Source organism: Microtetraspora glauca (genome assembly GCF_040656155.1).
In the GTDB taxonomy this organism is placed as follows: Bacteria; Actinomycetota; Actinomycetes; order Streptosporangiales; family Streptosporangiaceae; genus Microtetraspora; species Microtetraspora glauca.
In genome coordinates, this window is the sequence record NZ_JBFALK010000001.1 from 383,036 (window position 1) to 400,127 (window position 17,092).

15 protein-coding genes are annotated in these 17,092 nt (G+C 64.8%); 6 read left to right on the forward strand and 9 right to left on the reverse strand.

The features are described 5' to 3' along the window. Positions 1 to 147 precede the first annotated feature (147 nt). Positions 148 to 831, reverse strand: coding sequence for a TetR family transcriptional regulator (locus AB0I59_RS01845; RefSeq protein WP_358129041.1), 684 nt, complete (start codon positions 829 to 831; stop codon positions 148 to 150). Positions 832 to 922: 91 nt separating this feature from the next. On the opposite strand from AB0I59_RS01845, the gene AB0I59_RS01850 reads away from it, so the two are divergent. Next, complete coding sequence (locus tag AB0I59_RS01850; RefSeq protein WP_308066797.1) at positions 923 to 2,086, forward strand: acyl-CoA dehydrogenase family protein; 1,164 nt, start codon at positions 923 to 925, stop codon at positions 2,084 to 2,086. 209 nt (positions 2,087 to 2,295) lie between these two features. On the opposite strand, the gene AB0I59_RS01855 is transcribed toward AB0I59_RS01850, so the two are convergent. Then, positions 2,296 to 2,736, reverse strand: coding sequence for a DUF1801 domain-containing protein (locus AB0I59_RS01855; RefSeq protein WP_358129044.1), 441 nt, complete (start codon positions 2,734 to 2,736; stop codon positions 2,296 to 2,298). A gap of 852 nt (positions 2,737 to 3,588) precedes the next feature. Between AB0I59_RS01855 and AB0I59_RS01860 the strand changes: the two genes are divergently transcribed. Beyond that, positions 3,589 to 3,723, forward strand: a complete 135-nt coding sequence (locus AB0I59_RS01860; RefSeq protein ID WP_358129047.1) for a hypothetical protein — start codon at positions 3,589 to 3,591, stop codon at positions 3,721 to 3,723. 534 nt (positions 3,724 to 4,257) lie between these two features. Here the strand turns inward: AB0I59_RS01860 and AB0I59_RS01865 are convergent. Together AB0I59_RS01865 and AB0I59_RS01870 are read right to left on the reverse strand one after the other, a co-directional pair. Continuing rightward, entirely contained in the window at positions 4,258 to 7,485 is a 3,228-nt protein-coding gene (locus AB0I59_RS01865; RefSeq protein ID WP_358129050.1) for an NACHT domain-containing protein, read from the reverse strand. A 532-nt stretch (positions 7,486 to 8,017) separates the two neighbouring features. Further along, positions 8,018 to 8,749 carry a TetR/AcrR family transcriptional regulator gene (locus AB0I59_RS01870; protein ID WP_358129053.1) on the reverse strand — a complete coding sequence of 244 codons (732 nt, stop codon included), beginning with the start codon at positions 8,747 to 8,749 and terminating at the stop codon, positions 8,018 to 8,020. Between the two features lie 197 nt (positions 8,750 to 8,946). Between AB0I59_RS01870 and AB0I59_RS01875 the strand changes: the two genes are divergently transcribed. Both AB0I59_RS01875 and AB0I59_RS01880 read left to right on the forward strand, forming a co-directional pair. After that, positions 8,947 to 9,405: a hypothetical protein gene (locus AB0I59_RS01875; protein ID WP_358129056.1), complete on the forward strand. Its 459-nt coding sequence runs from the start codon at positions 8,947 to 8,949 to the stop codon at positions 9,403 to 9,405. 213 nt (positions 9,406 to 9,618) lie between these two features. Further along, positions 9,619 to 10,116 carry a nitroreductase/quinone reductase family protein gene (locus AB0I59_RS01880; protein ID WP_061253408.1) on the forward strand — a complete coding sequence of 166 codons (498 nt, stop codon included), beginning with the start codon at positions 9,619 to 9,621 and terminating at the stop codon, positions 10,114 to 10,116. Between the two features lie 288 nt (positions 10,117 to 10,404). On the opposite strand, the gene AB0I59_RS01885 is transcribed toward AB0I59_RS01880, so the two are convergent. The 4 genes from AB0I59_RS01885 to AB0I59_RS01900 all read right to left on the reverse strand — a co-directional run bounded on the left by AB0I59_RS01885 (position 10,405) and on the right by AB0I59_RS01900 (position 14,917). Next, positions 10,405 to 11,013 (reverse strand): peptidase inhibitor family I36 protein, encoded by a 609-nt coding sequence (locus tag AB0I59_RS01885; protein ID WP_358129059.1) that lies wholly within the window; start codon positions 11,011 to 11,013, stop codon positions 10,405 to 10,407. Positions 11,014 to 11,519: 506 nt separating this feature from the next. Then, positions 11,520 to 12,467: a LysR family transcriptional regulator gene (locus AB0I59_RS01890; RefSeq protein WP_061253410.1), complete on the reverse strand. Its 948-nt coding sequence runs from the start codon at positions 12,465 to 12,467 to the stop codon at positions 11,520 to 11,522. Between the two features lie 232 nt (positions 12,468 to 12,699). Beyond that, positions 12,700 to 14,172 carry a hypothetical protein gene (locus AB0I59_RS01895; protein ID WP_358129062.1) on the reverse strand — a complete coding sequence of 491 codons (1,473 nt, stop codon included), beginning with the start codon at positions 14,170 to 14,172 and terminating at the stop codon, positions 12,700 to 12,702. A gap of 268 nt (positions 14,173 to 14,440) precedes the next feature. Continuing rightward, entirely contained in the window at positions 14,441 to 14,917 is a 477-nt protein-coding gene (locus AB0I59_RS01900) for a signal peptidase II (protein ID WP_061253412.1), read from the reverse strand. Positions 14,918 to 15,519: 602 nt separating this feature from the next. Here AB0I59_RS01900 and AB0I59_RS01905 point away from each other — a divergent pair. Both AB0I59_RS01905 and AB0I59_RS01910 read left to right on the forward strand, forming a co-directional pair. Then, positions 15,520 to 16,044, forward strand: coding sequence for a hypothetical protein (locus tag AB0I59_RS01905; protein ID WP_358129064.1), 525 nt, complete (start codon positions 15,520 to 15,522; stop codon positions 16,042 to 16,044). A gap of 62 nt (positions 16,045 to 16,106) precedes the next feature. Then, positions 16,107 to 16,436, forward strand: coding sequence for a hypothetical protein (locus tag AB0I59_RS01910; protein ID WP_358129066.1), 330 nt, complete (start codon positions 16,107 to 16,109; stop codon positions 16,434 to 16,436). A 198-nt stretch (positions 16,437 to 16,634) separates the two neighbouring features. Here the strand turns inward: AB0I59_RS01910 and AB0I59_RS01915 are convergent, their stop codons facing one another. After that, positions 16,635 to 16,985: a hypothetical protein gene (locus tag AB0I59_RS01915; protein ID WP_061253413.1), complete on the reverse strand. Its 351-nt coding sequence runs from the start codon at positions 16,983 to 16,985 to the stop codon at positions 16,635 to 16,637. Between the last annotated feature and the right edge of the window lie 107 nt (positions 16,986 to 17,092).

The window sequence follows — 17,092 nt, forward strand, 5'->3', positions numbered from 1 at the left end:
CATGCTCCCATCTACCTGTTTGTACGGGGTGTGCGCATGGTATCGGGCCAGTCAACTGCCCCAGTCAGCACCTCACCAAACAACGGTCGGACCGCTGGTAGGCGCACCTGATGTCCACAATCCCTTTCCTGTAAGGACATCTGGAGGTCACCTGGCGGACTCGATCTCCTGGGCGATCTTCCACAGGGGCGTGCGGCGGCGGGTCACCACGATCAGCACCTCGTCCTGGTTGTCCGCGGGTCGATCGTGATCGTCCAGCCAGGGTTCCAGGCCTGCCAGGACGCCGGACAGCGCCTCGGCGGTCCGGGTTCGCACGTCGCCCGTCCCGCCGCCGCGAAGCCAGCCGCGCAGCACGTGGTTGTGGGTGGTCACGATGGCCGCCGCGATCACCTCGTGGCGCAGCCGCCGGGGCTCCTCGGCGCCGTCGCGCTCGTTGAGGAAGGCCGCGAAGGCCCGCTGGTAGCGGCTGGTCGCCGCGATCTCGTGTTCCCTCAGGGACGAGACGCGCCGGGTCAGCTCGTAGCGCTTGACCGACGTCTCCGGATCCTCGGCGTAGGTGTCGACGACCATCAGCGCCGCCTCCGTGACGGTCGTCAGCGGTGGGACCAGCGGGGACGCCGCCTCCAGATGCGCGACGATCTCCCGCAGCATGGCGTCGTGGTCGGGGAAGATGGCGTCTTCCTTCACCCGGAAGTGCCGGAAGAAGGTGCGCCTCGCCACACCCGCGGCCTCGGCGATCTGGTCCACCGTCGTCTCGTCGAAGCCCTGGGCGAGGAACAGGTCGAGGGCGGCGGCGGTCAAGCTTCGCCGTACGTCACGTCGAACCGGCACGCGTGACCCGTCCTTTCGGGTAAGAGCGCCTTCTCGGTTGGCACTCAGTGTCTTATAGTGATGCACAAGATGCCACAAAGGAGGATAAACCGTGGACGCGGAGCTGTACCAGCCATCTGAGGAGCACCAGATGCTCCGCGAGGCCATCCGGGCCCTCGCCGACGAGAAGATCGCGCCGCGTGCCGCGGAGGCGGACGAGAACGAGGAGTTCCCGTGGGAGGTCTACAAGGACCTCGTCGCCGCCGAATTCCATGCCGTGCACGTTCCCGAGGAGTACGGCGGGGCCGGGGCCGACGCGCTCGCCGCCGTCATCGTGATCGAGGAGGTGGCGCGCGCCTGTGCCTCGTCCTCGCTCATCCCCGCCGTCAACAAGCTGGGCACGGTCCCGCTGCTGCTGTCCGCGTCCGACGAGCTCAAGCGGCGTTACCTCCCGCCCGTCGCCCGCGGCGAGGCGATGTTCTCGTACGCGCTGAGCGAGCCCGAGGCCGGCTCCGACGCGGCCGCCATGAAGACCCGCGCGGTCAAGGACGGCGACCACTACGTGCTCAACGGCACCAAGATGTGGATCACCAACGCCGGGGTGTCGGAGTACTACACGGTCATGGCCGTGACGGACCCGTCGGCCGGCGCGCGCGGCATCTCCGCGTTCGTGGTCGAGAAGGCCGACGAGGGGGTGTCCTTCGGCGCCAAGGAGAAGAAACTCGGCATCAAGGGCTCGCCCACCCGGCAGGTCATCCTGGAGAACGTGCGGATCCCCGAGTCCCGCATGATCGGCGCGCCCGGCACCGGTTTCAAGACCGCGCTCGCCACCCTCGACCACACCCGCGTCACGATCGCCGCCCAGGCGCTCGGCATCGCGCAGGGCGCGCTCGACTACGCCATCGGGTACGTCAAGGAGCGCAAGCAGTTCGGCAAGCCGATCGCCGAGTTCCAGGGGCTCCAGTTCATGATCGCCGACATGGCGATGAAGCTGGAGGCCGCCAGGCAGCTCACCTACGCCGCCGCCGCGAAGTCCGAGCTCGCCATGCACGGCACGCCGGTCAAGGACCTGACGTTCTTCTCCAGCGCGGCCAAGTGCGCCGCCTCCGACGCCGCCATGGAGATCACCACTGACGCCGTCCAGCTTCTCGGCGGCTACGGCTACACGCGCGAGTACCCGGTCGAGCGCATGATGCGCGACGCCAAGATCACCCAGATCTACGAGGGCACCAACCAGATCCAGCGCATGGTCATGGCCCGCCAGCTCTTGAAGTAACCCCTGACGTGCAGAAACCCCGTCTCCTGTGGTGAAGGAGGCGGGGTTCGCTGTCTCTGGGAGGGAGCCCTAAACGATCACTGTTCCGTCCCTGTTCCGTGAGACACGCCGCGCGGCCGGAACAGACGGTCATCGATGGCCTTCCGGGCGCGGTCGTGGGAGCCGGACATCATGTGGAGGCGCAACGTGTTATGGGCTCCCCGTTATCGTCAGCGTTGGCTGGCCCGGTCGACGCCCTTATGCACCCGCACCGTGCGGTCGATGAGCTCGCGCAGCGCGCTCTCGTCGACCTCGTCGAGCCGTTTCAGGTAGAGGCATCCCTTTCCGGTTTTGTGTGGACCGAGCCGGGCGAGCACCGATGCGTGCCGCTCCTCGAACCCGCCCACCAGGTAGACGACGAGCTGCTGCTTGCGCGGCGAGAAGGCAGCCAGGGGCCAGTCGCCCGTGTGCCCGCTCTCGTAGGTGTAGCGGTAGCTGCCGAAGCCGACGATGCTCGGGCCCCACATCACCGCGGGCTCGCCGGTCACCTCGCGCAGAATCGTGCAGAGGCGCTCCGCGTCGGCCCGCCGGCGTTCGTCGGGGACTGCGGCCAGGAAGTCGTCGACGCTGGCGTCCGTCGGGACCGTCACCGGCTGTTTCGATGTCGCCATGAAGTCATGCTCCCACGTCAGTACGACGAAGTTCGTGGGGCGCATAGGGGCCGCGCAGGCCGGGGTTCTCCTCGGGCGGGTTGATCGTGGTGTTTGTCATGATCACGTCTCCTTTCGTCGCGGCGGTGCTGCGTTGTGACACCGAGATTGCGGCGAAAGGGCGCAGGACGAGATCACTACACGACGGGACATGTTCAAGACGTCCCGTCTACGATTGCCAGGTCCCTGGACGTCCTCGAACGTGGCAGGTGAGATGGCGAACGAGCGGTTACGCGCGGCACTTCTGGAACGTGGGGTGAGTATCGCCGATCTGGCGACCGCCATCGAAGTGGATCCCAAGACGGTCGAGCGGTGGATCGCCAAAGGCCGCGCACCGTACCGAAAGCACAGGTAAGCCGTCGCCGTACACCTGGGAATGGATGAGAGCTACCTCTGGCCCGAGGCGCTACGCGCGAGCAGGTCGCCTCAGCATCCGAGAGCGAGATCGTCACCGTCTACCCCCACCGCTGGGCCGTACCCAGGGACGCATGGGGGACGTCTGTTCGCCCAAGCGAAGAATGACATCGGCGTGCTCGTCTACAGCGGGTTGTTCCTCGCCGACGACGCGGGCGTCGGCCCCCAGTCCTGGCCCCACTTCTCGTCGGCCCCTTCTCCCTTCACGTGCAACCAGCAAAAGGAACGATCTAAGATTCGGGCCACGACACTTCAGAGGTCGAGTGCGTACGGGAAGGTCTGCACCGTCACCGCGACCCGCCAGACATGGGGAGTTACGACGGGCTCGATTCGATCTGGGTTCTATGGGTTCCCGAACACCTAAGTGTGTGGTCCAAGCGGCTGGACAGGTGGACTGACATGATTTTCGCCGCGGCAAATCAAGATGAGGATCTCGAGCCGTACCTGTCTGTGCTGCAAGATGCCGAGGCTGTGTTTCTTGAAGCCATCGACTACCCCAAAGGATCGCCCTACTATTTCGGGTTCAACGCATAGGCCGATAAGTCAGCGTCCTCTACATGCGGATTTCATGGAAGTCGATGCCGTTGTCGGCGCTGCCAGCTACCAGCAGCACACCGCGATTCCAATGACGGATGCGCGAACCGGAGCGCCAGCCAGTCCCACCGCGAACGTCATCAGGCCCAGCTTCCCCTAGCAGTACGTAGGGCCTTATGGCGAATGCGCCAGCGGAATAAGGTGCCATTGACGGTGATGAGCCGCGAATATTTCTTCGGGATCGTCATGACCAGCCTCCTGCGCTGTTCCGTTGCTGTTCCGTGGGATGGCCGAGAACAGCGAGAAGCGACGAGAGCCAGTCGCAACAGTAATCCCTGCTCAGGCTCCTGATCGACGGGTTTCCGCAGGTGGCCACCGAGCGTATCGGAGATCACCCAGATCTACGAGGGCACCACCCAGATCCAGCGCATGGTCATGGCCCGCCAGCTCCTCAAGTAGGCATTGACGTGCAGAAACCCCGCTTCCCGTATTCGGGAGGCGGGGTCCGCCGGGGCTGAATGGAGCTCTAAACGATCATTGTTCTGTGTGGGCCGCCTCTGGTAGCTCGACTCGCCCATCGGCGAAGAACCTGATCTGCGTCCGCTCCGACGTGATTGCCAGCGCATCGAACAAATCGACTCCCTGCCATCCGCGCGGTGGAGCAAGGTAGATCGCGAATAGCTCCCTGGCCAACTCGATACTGTCAGGCTCGATGACAGAGGCGATGCGAGCGGCGAGGCTCGCGAGGTCCTCGCCCGCAGCGTCCGGGAATCCGAGTGGTGACAGTCTGCGTAACGTCTCCAAGGCCAGCGAGCTGGGCATCACCCGGGAGAGGTCCCAGATCATGCTGAGCACGGGCCATTCGCCATCTAGTGGTGTTGTCTCGAGAAGTGCGAGCAACTGGCGAGAGATCCCCTCAGAGCCGCGGGGCGACGCCCTGTCGATCAGCTTTCGCGCCGACGCGGACACCTCGAGTGGTGAATCATCACCGTCTCCCGTGGCCTTCCTGGCGAACTCCGCGCTGAGCTGTTCGTCCATTTCTAGGAGGACCTCGGATTCCTCTGCGAACTCGGCAAATGCTTGGTCGATCAACCAATCGGGGTCGCCGGCGTACCGCAGATAGCCGAATCGTGAGCGGGAAACTCGGAAATCGAGGAGAACGGCCTCGTCGTTCATCGATCGGCGAAGCCGATCGAAGGCCTCCCTGTCTCCCCAGCAGGCCAGCAGCGCGGTGGCGGCGAGCCGAACGCGCCAGTCGACTTTGAGATCCACATGGAGTTCTCTGATCTGGCGTTCCGAGGTCTCTCTCGAGTTTCGGAGCACCGTCAGGACATGCCACCGGACGGGCCAATCAAATCGTTCGTCGCGGGCCGCTTCAATCATCACCTCGACGGGTAGGCCCCCCGGTTTCTCCCGTAGATGGTGAGCGATGTTATCGACGATGTCGGAGCGCGTTCGGGGATCGAGCATTGCCGCCACCAGCAGGGACACCGAGCCCTGCTCGTTCAGTTCGGCGATCGCGTCGACGATGGTGGAGTCCAGGAGTTTGGATTCCTCGCGGAGCAGGGGAACCACCTCATCAAGGCGCACGTCGCCGAGTGCGACGAGAGCTTCGAAGAGCGGTGCGGACGCCGCGTTGTAGTACTCGTCGGCTAGTGCCGCGTCCAGCGCCTCGCGAAGCTCAGGAATGGCGGCGGTGTCTCCCGCCTTGCGCAGGGCGTCGGCGATGGCCCTAATCCCATAGCCGACGCTATCGATGGACGCGGTCATCTTTCTCAGCCGAGCCAGAAGGATGGGCACCGCATTCGCGCTGTCCTGACCGGCGAGGTGATCCACGACAGTGGTGACCAACTCGTCGTCGCCCTCATCGAGTTGAGGCAGGAGATCTGACAGCACTTTGACGTCCGCGAAACTCGACGACGTCACCGCCTGGAGCAGGGTAATCCGCCGCTCCGAATCGAGAGAGGCGTCGGTCATGAGAAGCGTCAATTCGCCGAGCATCGCATCGCCGCCGATCTCGACGAGCAGATTGGCGGCCTCGCGGTACACCGTCTGGTACGGGGAGGAAACGTACAGCTCGCGCAGCTCGACGATAATGCGCTCGCGCAGTCCGGCCAGCCGTACCCGAGGGTTGCCGATCAGGCAATGACCTGACGCGAACACGTCGCCGTGGAGCAGGTCGTCGTCGGCGGCCAGGGGTTGGCCCACCGGGGGCAGGGTTTCAGTGGCACCGCGGCCGAGGATGGCGAGCAGGAGTGGGGAGGCATCCCTCAGCCTGCCGGCGAGGAGAAGGATGACCTCCTCCCACCACGGGTCATGGCGGCGGGTGGCGACCTCCTGAAGAGTGGAAGGCCCGGCCTCGGCGATGGCCTCGGCGGCGAAGAACTCCTGGAGTGTGAGATGCAGAAACCCGTACACGTCGTGGGCTTGCTCTCTGAGCAGGCCGTACTGGGTGACGATCTCTTCCAGGATGCCCTTGGCGTCATCCCGGCGCAGGCCGATCGATGGCAGGAAGTCCGCTATGACCTCGAGTAGCTCATCCTTGGCGAAGTAAGCGAGACCGCGTTGATGGAAGTACCACGCGACCTCGGTCAGCAGGTCACGCTTCCGATCGCTGGTGAAGCGGGAGAAGCGTTTGATACCGCGGCGGCTGTCCCACTCGTTGAGAAGCACGGATACCGTGCGCTTGTAGAGCTCGGCGCGCCTCTCGGGAAGCTCCAGCTCGCTGGCATAGACGATCGCGATGAGGGACAACAGGAGCGGATTGGCGCTGAGCGTGAGGATGCGGGTGTTGACGGCCAGCGCCGCGCGCAGTCCCTCGGCCCGCTGCTCGTCGCTGTCGAACCAGTTGCCGATGAACTCGTCAATCTGTTCGAAGTTGAAGTCCAGGACGTCTAGCGTGCGGAACCTGGCCAACTGCCCGCGCCAGCTCGCCTTGCGGCAGGTGACGGCGATGAGCGCTTCGGGATAGCGGCTGGCAAGCCTGTCGATCTCGGTCACGATGCGATCGTGGCCTTGTTGGGCTGTCTCGGCGTCGGGCCCGCTCTGCACCTCGTCGAGGCCGTCGAGCAGAAGGATCCCGCGCCCGGCGGCCAGTTCGGCGTCGAGGAACTCGGCCGCGTTGGCGAAGTCGTACTGGTCATGCCAGAGCTTGGCTGCGTAGGAGAGAATGTTGGGTTCGGCCGTCCCCGCGGCGTGCCGGAGTTCCACGAAGATTGGCAGGCTGTCCTCGATCCTGAGGTCTTCGCGAGCGGCCAGCAGCGCCAGATGGCGGAGCATCGTCGTTTTCCCCGCTCCCGGGTCGCCGAGCACCACAACACGGCGGTACTTGTCAAGCGCCTCCTCGGGGGACATGACCTCGCCGGAACGCTGTTGGCGGCGTGCCATGGTGAGACGCATGAGATCCGCTGGATCGCCCTTGGCGGCCTTGTTGAGTTCGTCATCCCGCTCGTAGCGCAGCGCTTCCTGCTCGTGCACGCGGACCTGGATATAGATCTTCTCCAGCTTCAGCGGCTTCGATATCGTCAGGATTCTGAAGCTGCCGAGGTCGTCGATAATGCGCTTGCGCAATCCGTCTACCCGGCCGCGAGCGGCCCGCAGTCGCTTGGCGCGTCCTGGCGGAACGACCCTGGCAGCCGCAGGGGTATTGAGCGCCAGCTTCTCCCGCTCCAGCTTGTAGCTCCTGCGCGTTGAGAGAAGGCCGATTCCAGCGGCGGCCAGTGTGCCGAATAACGCGATCAACGCAATGACGATCTCTTTCACAGAGCCTCGCAGGGGGATCGGGTTACCACAGTCTGACACACGGAATGACCATGGAGACAGGGCAGACGAAGCGGCTGGCGATCTGGCCGGGTGATCTAGGATCATCGCCTTGAGAGCTGGTGCCGGACGGCCAACTGTCCGTCGGCGACCAGAAGAGATGCCAGGCCGGTCGCCCAATGTCAAGCGGTCGGGTGCGGGCGCGCGGTAAGCCACATCACTCACAGTGATGAGGCGAGAACCCTTGCTGGGCAGCGTCGCCGGACACCTCCTGGTCTTGGACTGTTCCGTGGGAGCATCAAAACCGGCGGCAACCGATGGAAGGTCCCGGCAAGCGTATGCCCTGGTCAACGGCACGATCCAGCAGCTATCGCAGGTGGCCCAAGAGCGCATCGGAGAACACCCAGATCTATGAGGGCACCAACCAGATCCAGCGCATGGTCATGGCCCGCCAGCTCTTGAAGTAACCCCTTGAAGTGCGGAAACCCCGCCTCTCACTCTTGGGAGGCGGGGTTCGCTGTTTCCTGATCCGACGCTAAACGATCACTGTTCCGTCGCTTGTAGGCCTTGCGGCCGTGGCGCCCCGGGACCCTCGCCCTGAACGCGCCGCCTGCGGCCTGGTCGCACCCTCGGCGATGCCGACCACGACCGTTTCCAGCATCCGCTCGAACTCGGCCTCACCACCGAACCCCGCTTGCAGGGGAGCCAGGGCGGACAGGGTCGGATACAGGGTCGGATCGAACGCCGGTGGGGCCGCGCCCGTTGCGGGGTCACCGGTCCCACCGGGATCCGCGCTCACGGTGGCGAGCAGGTACCCGTTGAGGAATCCAAAGAGAACCAGGGGGGTGTCCGCGATCGTCTGGTCGGGGATCCCGGCGCGACGCATCGCCGCAGTCAGCCGCTCGAGCGTCTCCAGGGCCACCGCTGAGGTCTGCGCTCGGGTCGCCAGCAACGGAAAGATTCGGGGATGGCGCATCGCCATGTCCCGATATCCACGGGCCATCGTGCGCGCGATGGCCGTCCAGTCGTCCGGCCACTGCGCGGAGGTGGCCGAGACCTCTGTCAGGACGGCTTCGGAGACGGCGTCCAGCAGTGCGGCCTTGCCCTTGATGTGGTTGTAGATCGACATCGGATCGACGCCGAGCTCGGACGCCAGGCGCCGCACCCCGAATGATTCCAGACCCTGGCGATCGACGAGATCCACTGCCGCGGCGGCAATCCGCTGGCGGCTCAGTCCGACCGGTTTGCCCTGCGTACGTTTCGCCACTCGTCACCCTCTCCGCGCCTTGCTCAACCTACATCGTAGGTCTATATTCTCCACCGTAGGTAATACTTACGGTGTAGGTATCACATCAACGATCCTGCGCCTGACCAGTCCACCGTCACGGGCAGAGCGACGGCGCGAGCACCTGATTTCGCGAGATTCGCCCGGCATATGCGGTCGACTTCGAAGGAGACAGTTCGATGACAAAGACCCGACATGCGCAATCAGCCATCGGCGCGATGTACGCGGGCCTCGGGCTCACCGTCGTCGCGATGATCGTCCCGTGGATCGACCTCGCCACCGGCAACGTGCTGGCCGGCCACATCCGGGCCGGCTATCCCACCTTCCCGCAGGGGCGCATCGACACCGCCGTCATGACGTGGCTTGTCTGCCTGTCAGTTGTCGGGGCACTCGGCATCATTTGTTGGTTCTGCGCCATCTGGGCGGCCAGGACGGGCAAGCGGTGGGCCCGCGGCGTCGTGACCCTCGTGTTCGCGCTCGGCCTGGGCATCGCCCTGTTCGACCTGCTCGTGAGGGACACCTCTGGGGACACCGGCCTGCCGCCATTGCTCGGTTGGGTCGGGATGCTGCCGTGCCTGGCAGGACTCCTGGCGGTCGCGCTGCTGTGGAGGAGATCGCAGCCGACATCGCAGGCGTGACCGAATGCGTGACCTCAGGCCCACCCGCGAACGGCGCTCGCAGAAACCCGGAGTCATGACCCTTCCGAGATATCGGCTGTTGTGCCGGCTGAACCGGCAGCCCGTCGCCGTCAAAGCAAGAGACGGGCGACCGCCGCATGCGGTGGATCGTCGGCTGAACCAGGACGTCATCGCAAGGGAATCGCTCACCGCGACCGCTCCCCGAGGGTCGCAATGAACCGGATCATCCAGTCGTTGGCCGGGTACTTCGGTGGGCTCAAGCGCAAGCTGTACGAAGGTGGTCGGCCGGGGGCGTTCATGCGGGCGATGAACCGCGTTGACGCGCTGCTGTACGCATCGGGAGTCTTCTTCCCGCGAAACGCGGTCACCTTGGAGGTGGCCGGGAGGAGCACAGGACGGCCGATATCGGTGCCGGTCGCCGTCGCGGACCATAACGGGGAGCGCTTCCTGGTGTCGATGCTCGGACCGAATGCGAACTGGGTGCGCAACGTCCGCGCCGCAGATGGACACGCCATCCTGCACCGGCGTGGCCGCGAGGAGGTCACGCTGGAAGAGATTCCGGTGGAGCGACGAGCCCCCGTGCTCCGTCGCTATCTCGCCGTCGCTCCTGGCGCGCGGCCCCACATCCCCGTCGACCGGCGGGCACCGCTGTCGGAGTTCGAGGAGATCGCGCGCCGGTATCCGGTCTTCCGGATCCACAGCCGACGATGAGCGCATCGCTGGCTGCTTTGGCAGAACCGCTTAGCGCTCACGAACCTGCAATCAGAAGGCGAGAACCGGCCACGCCCGGGTGAGGGCGTGGCCGGAGCGATCACGGAGGTGCTCGTGCCGGCACTGCGGCGTCGACCGGTCACCCCCGCTACTGCGGAATTCCTGCCGGCAGGCCGCCCCCCGTGCCCGCCGCAGCGCCGACCAGGCCGCCGGACACGTGGCGTGGTTTGCGTGTGGCCGCCTGGCCCTGTGACGTCGACCCGCGTGCGCCGGTGCGCCGCCGAGCGATCAGTACCGGTACACGTGGTCCGCCGCGTTGGAAGGGCTCACATGGGAAATCTGACTTCCAGCCGAAACCCCGAAGATGTTGTAGTCATAGCTGTGACCGTTCGCGGGATCGCCGTAGTCCAAGTGCTGGATGAATTGCACCAATGTGTTTGTGTTGTTGTGGACCGAATTTATACGGTCGCTCCAGCCATATGTAGCGAGGTCCTGCCAGCCGCGGTCACTGAGTTTCCCTCGGGGATATACGTAGTTGTCCCCGTCGTAGAAGCAGAACCAGCCGGACGGACAGTCGGCCACGGCCGCTGCTGATAGCGGACTCACCGTCGAGGCATCTTGCTGGGGAAGGGCGTAGGTGACGACGAACGTTCCATCGCCATATGTAACCTCATTGCGAGCGGTTTGCCGGCCCCCGGGGGCGATCTTCAGCTGCAGCGCGATCTGCCTGCGCAATTCTTCGTCCGAGCGGGCGGGCCGGTGGAGCAACGCCTCATCCGCTGCGTCAAGGCCGTGCGAGGAGACCGGCTCCTGTCCCGGGGCGGACGTGGCCATCGCCTGGCCCGTGCCGGTGGCAGCGACGACCACGGTGACGACGCCGGCCAGCAGACCAGCCATGACTCTCGACCTGGACATGAATCTCCTCGTTCTCGATGGTGTACGCGACTTCGTAATCGGGCGATGTGGCCCTGGGGAACGGTTTCGCCGGTGTTCGCAGAGGCGGGTACGGGCGAAAGGGCCGTTGGAAGTACGGCGGGAAAACCGCGATGACGAAAGTGGCGAGTTCGCTGAGCAATATTCTCCTTCCCCGACTTGATTCCGTTGGTAAACCCGTCATCGGGTGCCCTGTCGGAACAATCTCACGCCCTTACGAAAGGTGCCAGAATTCCGGCCATAAGTAAGATGGTGAGATCGATAAGCTATTCGTTATGAATGCAAATGTTGGCGCGGGAGTGCGGCACCCGAGGAAACGTGCCCACGTGCATCCTCGCTGGCCACCATGCCGTCGGGGTGATGTTGAAGCCGCTGAGCGCCGAGCAGCGCCACCGCCCGAGACGACCCAGGGGAGCCAACGGTGTTTCGTCAGGAGCCGCCTTCGGCCGCATGTGTGACGTCGAGGTCTTTCAGTCGCGCTGTATCGCGGCGCGTGCCGCTTGAAGCAGAGCGGCGACAGGGGGGTGGTCATGGTCGGTGAGCCAGACCAGGGCCGACGTGGAGAGGGGCAGATCCGTGACATCGACGTACGCGACACCACGGCGGCTGTAGTCGTGGCGAGCCTCGGCGGGCAGGAAGGCGATGGCTTGACCGCGGGCGACGGCCGACAGCAGCGCGTCCATGTCCCCGGCCACGGGGCCGTAGCGTACGGGCCTGCCGTCGGGGCGGGGGTTGACCGTCCAGTAGTCCCACCACTCCCGCAATTCCGGGATCGGGACATCGACCACCACGTGGTCGGACAACTGGGCCAAGGTCAACGGCGCCTGAGCCACCAGCGGGTCGTCGGCGGGCAGACAGGCGACGCGGGGCCCTGTCGCCAGGTGCAGGCTCCGCACCCCGGGCGGCAGAGGGGGCCGGAGGAACGCGGCGTCGACCTCTCTGTGGTGCAGGACGTAGGTTTGCTCGACGAAGTCCAGGGAGCGGATCTCCACGGTGATACCAGGGTGCCGGGCGGAGAGTTCGGTGAGGATGGCGTTCACGTAAGGCATGAATGCCTCACCGCCTATGGCGCCGATCCTCAGGTGGCCCCGCACTTGCCGAGCGCGGGTGGCGGCCATCTTTCGAAAGCGGTCCATGGCCGCCACGACGCCACGCGCTTCGGATACCAGAGCCCGGCCGGCGGCGGTGAGATCCACACGACGGGAGGAGCGCTGCACCAGGCTGATATCCAGCCGGTCCTCCAGTGCCCGGATCTGTTGGCTCAGCGCCGGCTGTGTCAGAAACAGACGCTGGGCCGCACGGCCGAAATGGAGTTCTTCGGCCAGTACCAAAAACAACCGCAGTTGGTGAAGGCTGGGTTCGCGGGAAAGTGCCCCGTCTCGAGAGCGCCGCCCCCGGCTGGCGCCACTGCGATCCATAAGGCGAAGTATAAGTACTAAGCTACGACTTTCGTGGTGAATTGACGCCACTTGATCGTTTACGTGAGAAAAGTGCGACTCTACGGCGCCGACGCTCTGGACAGTCCGTTTGGGAACACATATCTCGATCTCAGCTCGATGTATGAGCCGATCGTGCGCTCGCGGAGGGAAGTCAACCGGGTCGAGCGGCGTACCTGCGCGAGGAAAGGCACTCGACAGCCCGCAACGCCCTCTACGTCGGCGGAGCCGACCGCGGCCTGGCAGAAGCCGAGGGCGTCGACGTGAGGTCCGACCGGGTGAGCCAACCGGGGCCGGCGAGGGCCGCGATCGGCGCGGCCAGTACGGGAAGTCCGGCGACCAGAGCGGCGATCGACGCCCACGGAGTCTCGAAGGGAACTCGTGGGGCCGGGTCCCAGTCGATCGAGGTGGTCATGGGCCACACCAGGAGCAGGCCGATGACACACCCGGCAAATGCGCCCGTCGCCGTTCCGCAGGCCGCGCTGAAGGCCGCTCGGCAGGCGACGAAGAACCGTAGGGTCGCGGTCGATCCGCCGCCGACCCGCAGCAGGACACGCCCCGAACCGGCTGAGCGGATCGTGGTCAGTGCGCCGGCGAGGGCGATGAGGACCATCACCGCGACGAAGTACAGCCAGCCTGGCGGAGCCTGGAATCCCCGCTCAAGGTAGGTGACGGCGGTGTCGCCCAGCCGGCGGTCGAGCCGCTCCTGCTCGATCGCCGAGGTTCGATGAAACGAAGGGTCAATGATCAACTGCGTCGGCTCCAGGTGGAATCCGAGATCCTGCACGACCTTCGCGGGGATGAAGACTCCGCCCACCCGCGGATCGGTGGGTCTGACGGTGATCGCCGGGATGGTTTTGACGGATGGCGAGGGATCGGTTCCGGCGAAGCTGTACGTGATCCGCGCCGAGTCGGCTTCTTCGTCATCTGCTGTGACCACCACGGCTGTGCCCTCGTCGTAGGGAGTCGACGGATCTCCGGTGAGGTAGCGGAGCAGTGCCTGGTCGCCGATGTGGGCCTCCATCCACATGGCATATTCGGAAGTCCCCACATCGAGGTAGCCGGGCTCACGTTGACCATTGTTCTGTGCGATGGACGCACCGGATAAGCCGGATAATTCGTGCTGGATGGCCGCCCGCACAGCGGCCGCCTGGTCTGCGGAGAACCCCTCCACGACGAGCGCGCCGTACCGGGCCTCGGGTTGATAGTTCGCCCTGTTCTGCGCCGCCACGGCAACCGAGGTGATCATCACCGCGATTGCGACGGCGGTCGTACTCATTGTCGTCGCCACTGCAGGTGCGGTTCGGGCGCGTTTGTCGGCCATATGACGGGCTGCCAGCCGAAATGCTGACGGCAGTCGTACGGTGTTTCGACCGAGCACTCCCAGCAGCCATGGGGTTAAGGGGCCTGATCCGAGGATCAACAGCGCTCCGCCCATCATGCCTGCCAGAAGGGTCATCGCTGACCCGAAGTCGTCATAGTGCTGGTCTTCATGCGTGGACCACGCCGTGAGCGCCGTCACCAGGATGCCGGCCGCTGACAGGGCCGCCCCCAAGACCAGGTGATGTCCACGCATGTGGCCGTATCGGCCACGAGGGGCTGAGCTCGCCGCGAAAAATACGGAACCGCACACGAACGCCGCGGGTACGCCCAGTACCACTGCAAAAATCACGATTTCTGCAAGCATAGGAAAATGGTACGCAGTAGTGCGCGATGTCGTATTGAGACGGAAGAACCTGGCCGGTGACCCAATCGTGGAAGGAGAGGATTGACGTTCAAGGAGATGGTGCGCGGCGATCTAGACGCCGGCCCACTCCCTTCCATTTCCCTCAGTTCAATACAAAGGGGATGAAGTGGCCGTCAGTGGCATTGTGCCCGCTATAGGGGAGTACGTCGAAGACCCCCTTGCCCTGGCGAGTCCGGACCTGCTCACGACGACGGCATGGAGCGTCCGGCTATGAGCCAGGATGCGCATTGTCGGTGGCATCCCCAAGGGGGACGCCACGCAGGCTGAGCAGCACGAGCAGGACGCAACTCCCGGTGAGAGCGATATCGGCGACGTTGCCGATGAACAGGCCGCCGTAGTCGATGAAGTCGACGACATGCCCCTGGGCGAAGCCGGGTGCGCGAAAGAGGCGGTCAAGCAGGTGGGACGTGGCGCCACCCAGCAGCGCGCCCAGCACGACGGTCCAGGCGGGCGAGCGCAGCCGCCGCCCGACGTACAGCAAACCGACGACCGCGACAGCCGCCGCCAGGGCGAACACCCACGTCGCGCCCACGCCGATCGAGAACGCGGCACCGGGGTTGTACAGCAGTTGCAGCCGGATCAGGTTCGGGATGACCGTGATCCGCTCGCCGTCCGAGAGCGCCGAGGTCGCCCAGAACTTGGAGGACTGATCCGCGAGAAGGACCACCGCCGCCAGCACGAGCATCCACCCGTACAGCCGTAGGTCTCGCCTCGGCCTCTGCGAACTCTGTCCGACCGACACTCTTACCTCGCAATCTGAAGCTTTCTCGCATCGTAACGACAAAGAGACGGATCGTGCGGTGTCGTCCCTGATGGATCGAGCGTGACGGTTCGAGAGGCCAGCGCCAGGCCCGGCGTAGGGGGTGTGACGAGAAGTCATGAGGGCCCGGCCGCCGGCGGTCTACCGGGACGCCGCCAACCGCTGGAGCGGCTCCATCGCCTAGACGGTCTCCGTCCCCGCCGCGTCCGGCCAGAGGGGCGGACGCGGTGTCATGGTTTCGTAAGAAGCCGGTTCTGGCCGCTGACTTACAACGAGGAACACGAGCGGCGTTATGTATTTTCGGTAAGCCCGTATCGCAATAATGCGGCGTCTCGCTCCGGGGCTTCGCCCAGACGGAGCCGCTGCTGAACGAACCGGGAACTTCCTCTGACTTGTACCCGTTCCGTACGTGAGCGAAGCATATTGCGGAGATTCGCGGAGGGCAGGGAGTGGGTAATCGGGAAGCGGTTCGCCGTCGCCGGAGATGGTTGCCCACCGCGACCACCCTGAGCGTGATAATCGGCGTGTTGGCGCTGTTCAACGACGTCTTCGGAATCCGCACGATGGCGGTCGATGTCTACTGCCGTGTCGTCGACGAGTGTGCCGGTGGCAAAGGGCGGCCTTCCGGGGAGGGAGCGGATACTCCTTCCGCCGCTCCGGGGAATCCGAAACCGGGCACCCCGACGGCATGCCGAGGCAGGGACAACCTTTTGATCGAAGGGGCGCTCGTGAACCCCTGCATTCGCAGGGAAGGCGACAGCCTCGAGATCTATGTCGACGTCGAACCGGGTAGTCCGGATGATCCCAATGAAGTCGTCGTGTGGGCGTGGTGGAGGGACGCGGAGAACGCGAAGGGGGAGCCGCACAAGTGCCTCATCAAGCTCGGCGACGGATATCAGAGATGCGGGCCGTTCGCGGAGAATCCGCCTCGGGCGGGCTACTACTCGGCGGCCACCATCGTAACGAGCAGTGGTGAAGTTCCTGCCAAATGGGCGGACAAGAATTCGACCGGACAGGTCAGTGCGCGCATATATTGGCCGGGAAAACAATGACGGCGGCGACGGGTGCGTCAACCTCCGTTGAGGTGGATGGCAGCGTCTGGCATTCTTGCGTCATGAACGAGACGCCCGAAACGGGTTGGTATGCGGTCCGCTGCATCTTCAGGTGGCGTCAGCCGTACGATACCTACGAGGAACGCCTCACCCTGTGGAGGGCCGATTCGTTCGACGAGGCCATGGCCATGGCGGAGCGTGAGGCCGAAGAATATGTCGACGACCGTCCGTTCGAATATCTTGGCCTGGCGCAGGCGTATTACCTGGACAATGAAACGATCGGCTCGGGAACGGAAATCTTCTCCCTCCTGCGAGACAGTGATCTCGACCCGGAGGAGTATCTCGACACCTTTTTCGACACGGGGCGCGAGCGTCATGGTCACATCTCGTAACCTGCGACGTATCGGCGGGTGGCGATCAGTTCGTTCTTCTCGGCGAACGCGAGACCCGAGAACGCCACCGGGTCATTCCGGCTCCCGTTCTCATCGAGAGCCGTTCGTACGCTCGCGGCCCACGAGTGATGGACGCGTCGCCGTCCTCACGTCGTCCGGACACCATAACGGGCCGCCGGTGTGCCTGACGTGCACGCGTCAGCCGGGCGACGGTGTGGAAGTCACCGTGGGTCCTTGTCCGGGCTTCGCGTGACTCGTGCATTTGGCGTCCCACTCCGGGACGCGCAGCAGCGCTGGATTGGCGACACCGTTCTCACCGCGTATCCCGCTCGACGTGCTGGCGAAGGCCACGCCTTCGATGCAGATGCGAGCGATGTTGGGGAAATTGTCGACGTTGCGGAAGACCTCGACGTAGTCGACGTCGCTGATCTTGTCAGGAGCCGCTTCCTCCTGCCCGCCACGATCGCCCAACTGAGGTGACGAACAACCGCTCACCAGGAGAACGGCGAGAACTGCTCCCGACCAACGGGCGGCCACCGAGAGTGCCATCAGTCGCTCCTTGTGGCCGGCGAAGGGGGGAAAGAATGCCAGGCGCCGACCTTCCCGACGCGGCCAGCATATCCGCACGAATTCGTCGACGATCAGCTGGGGAATCT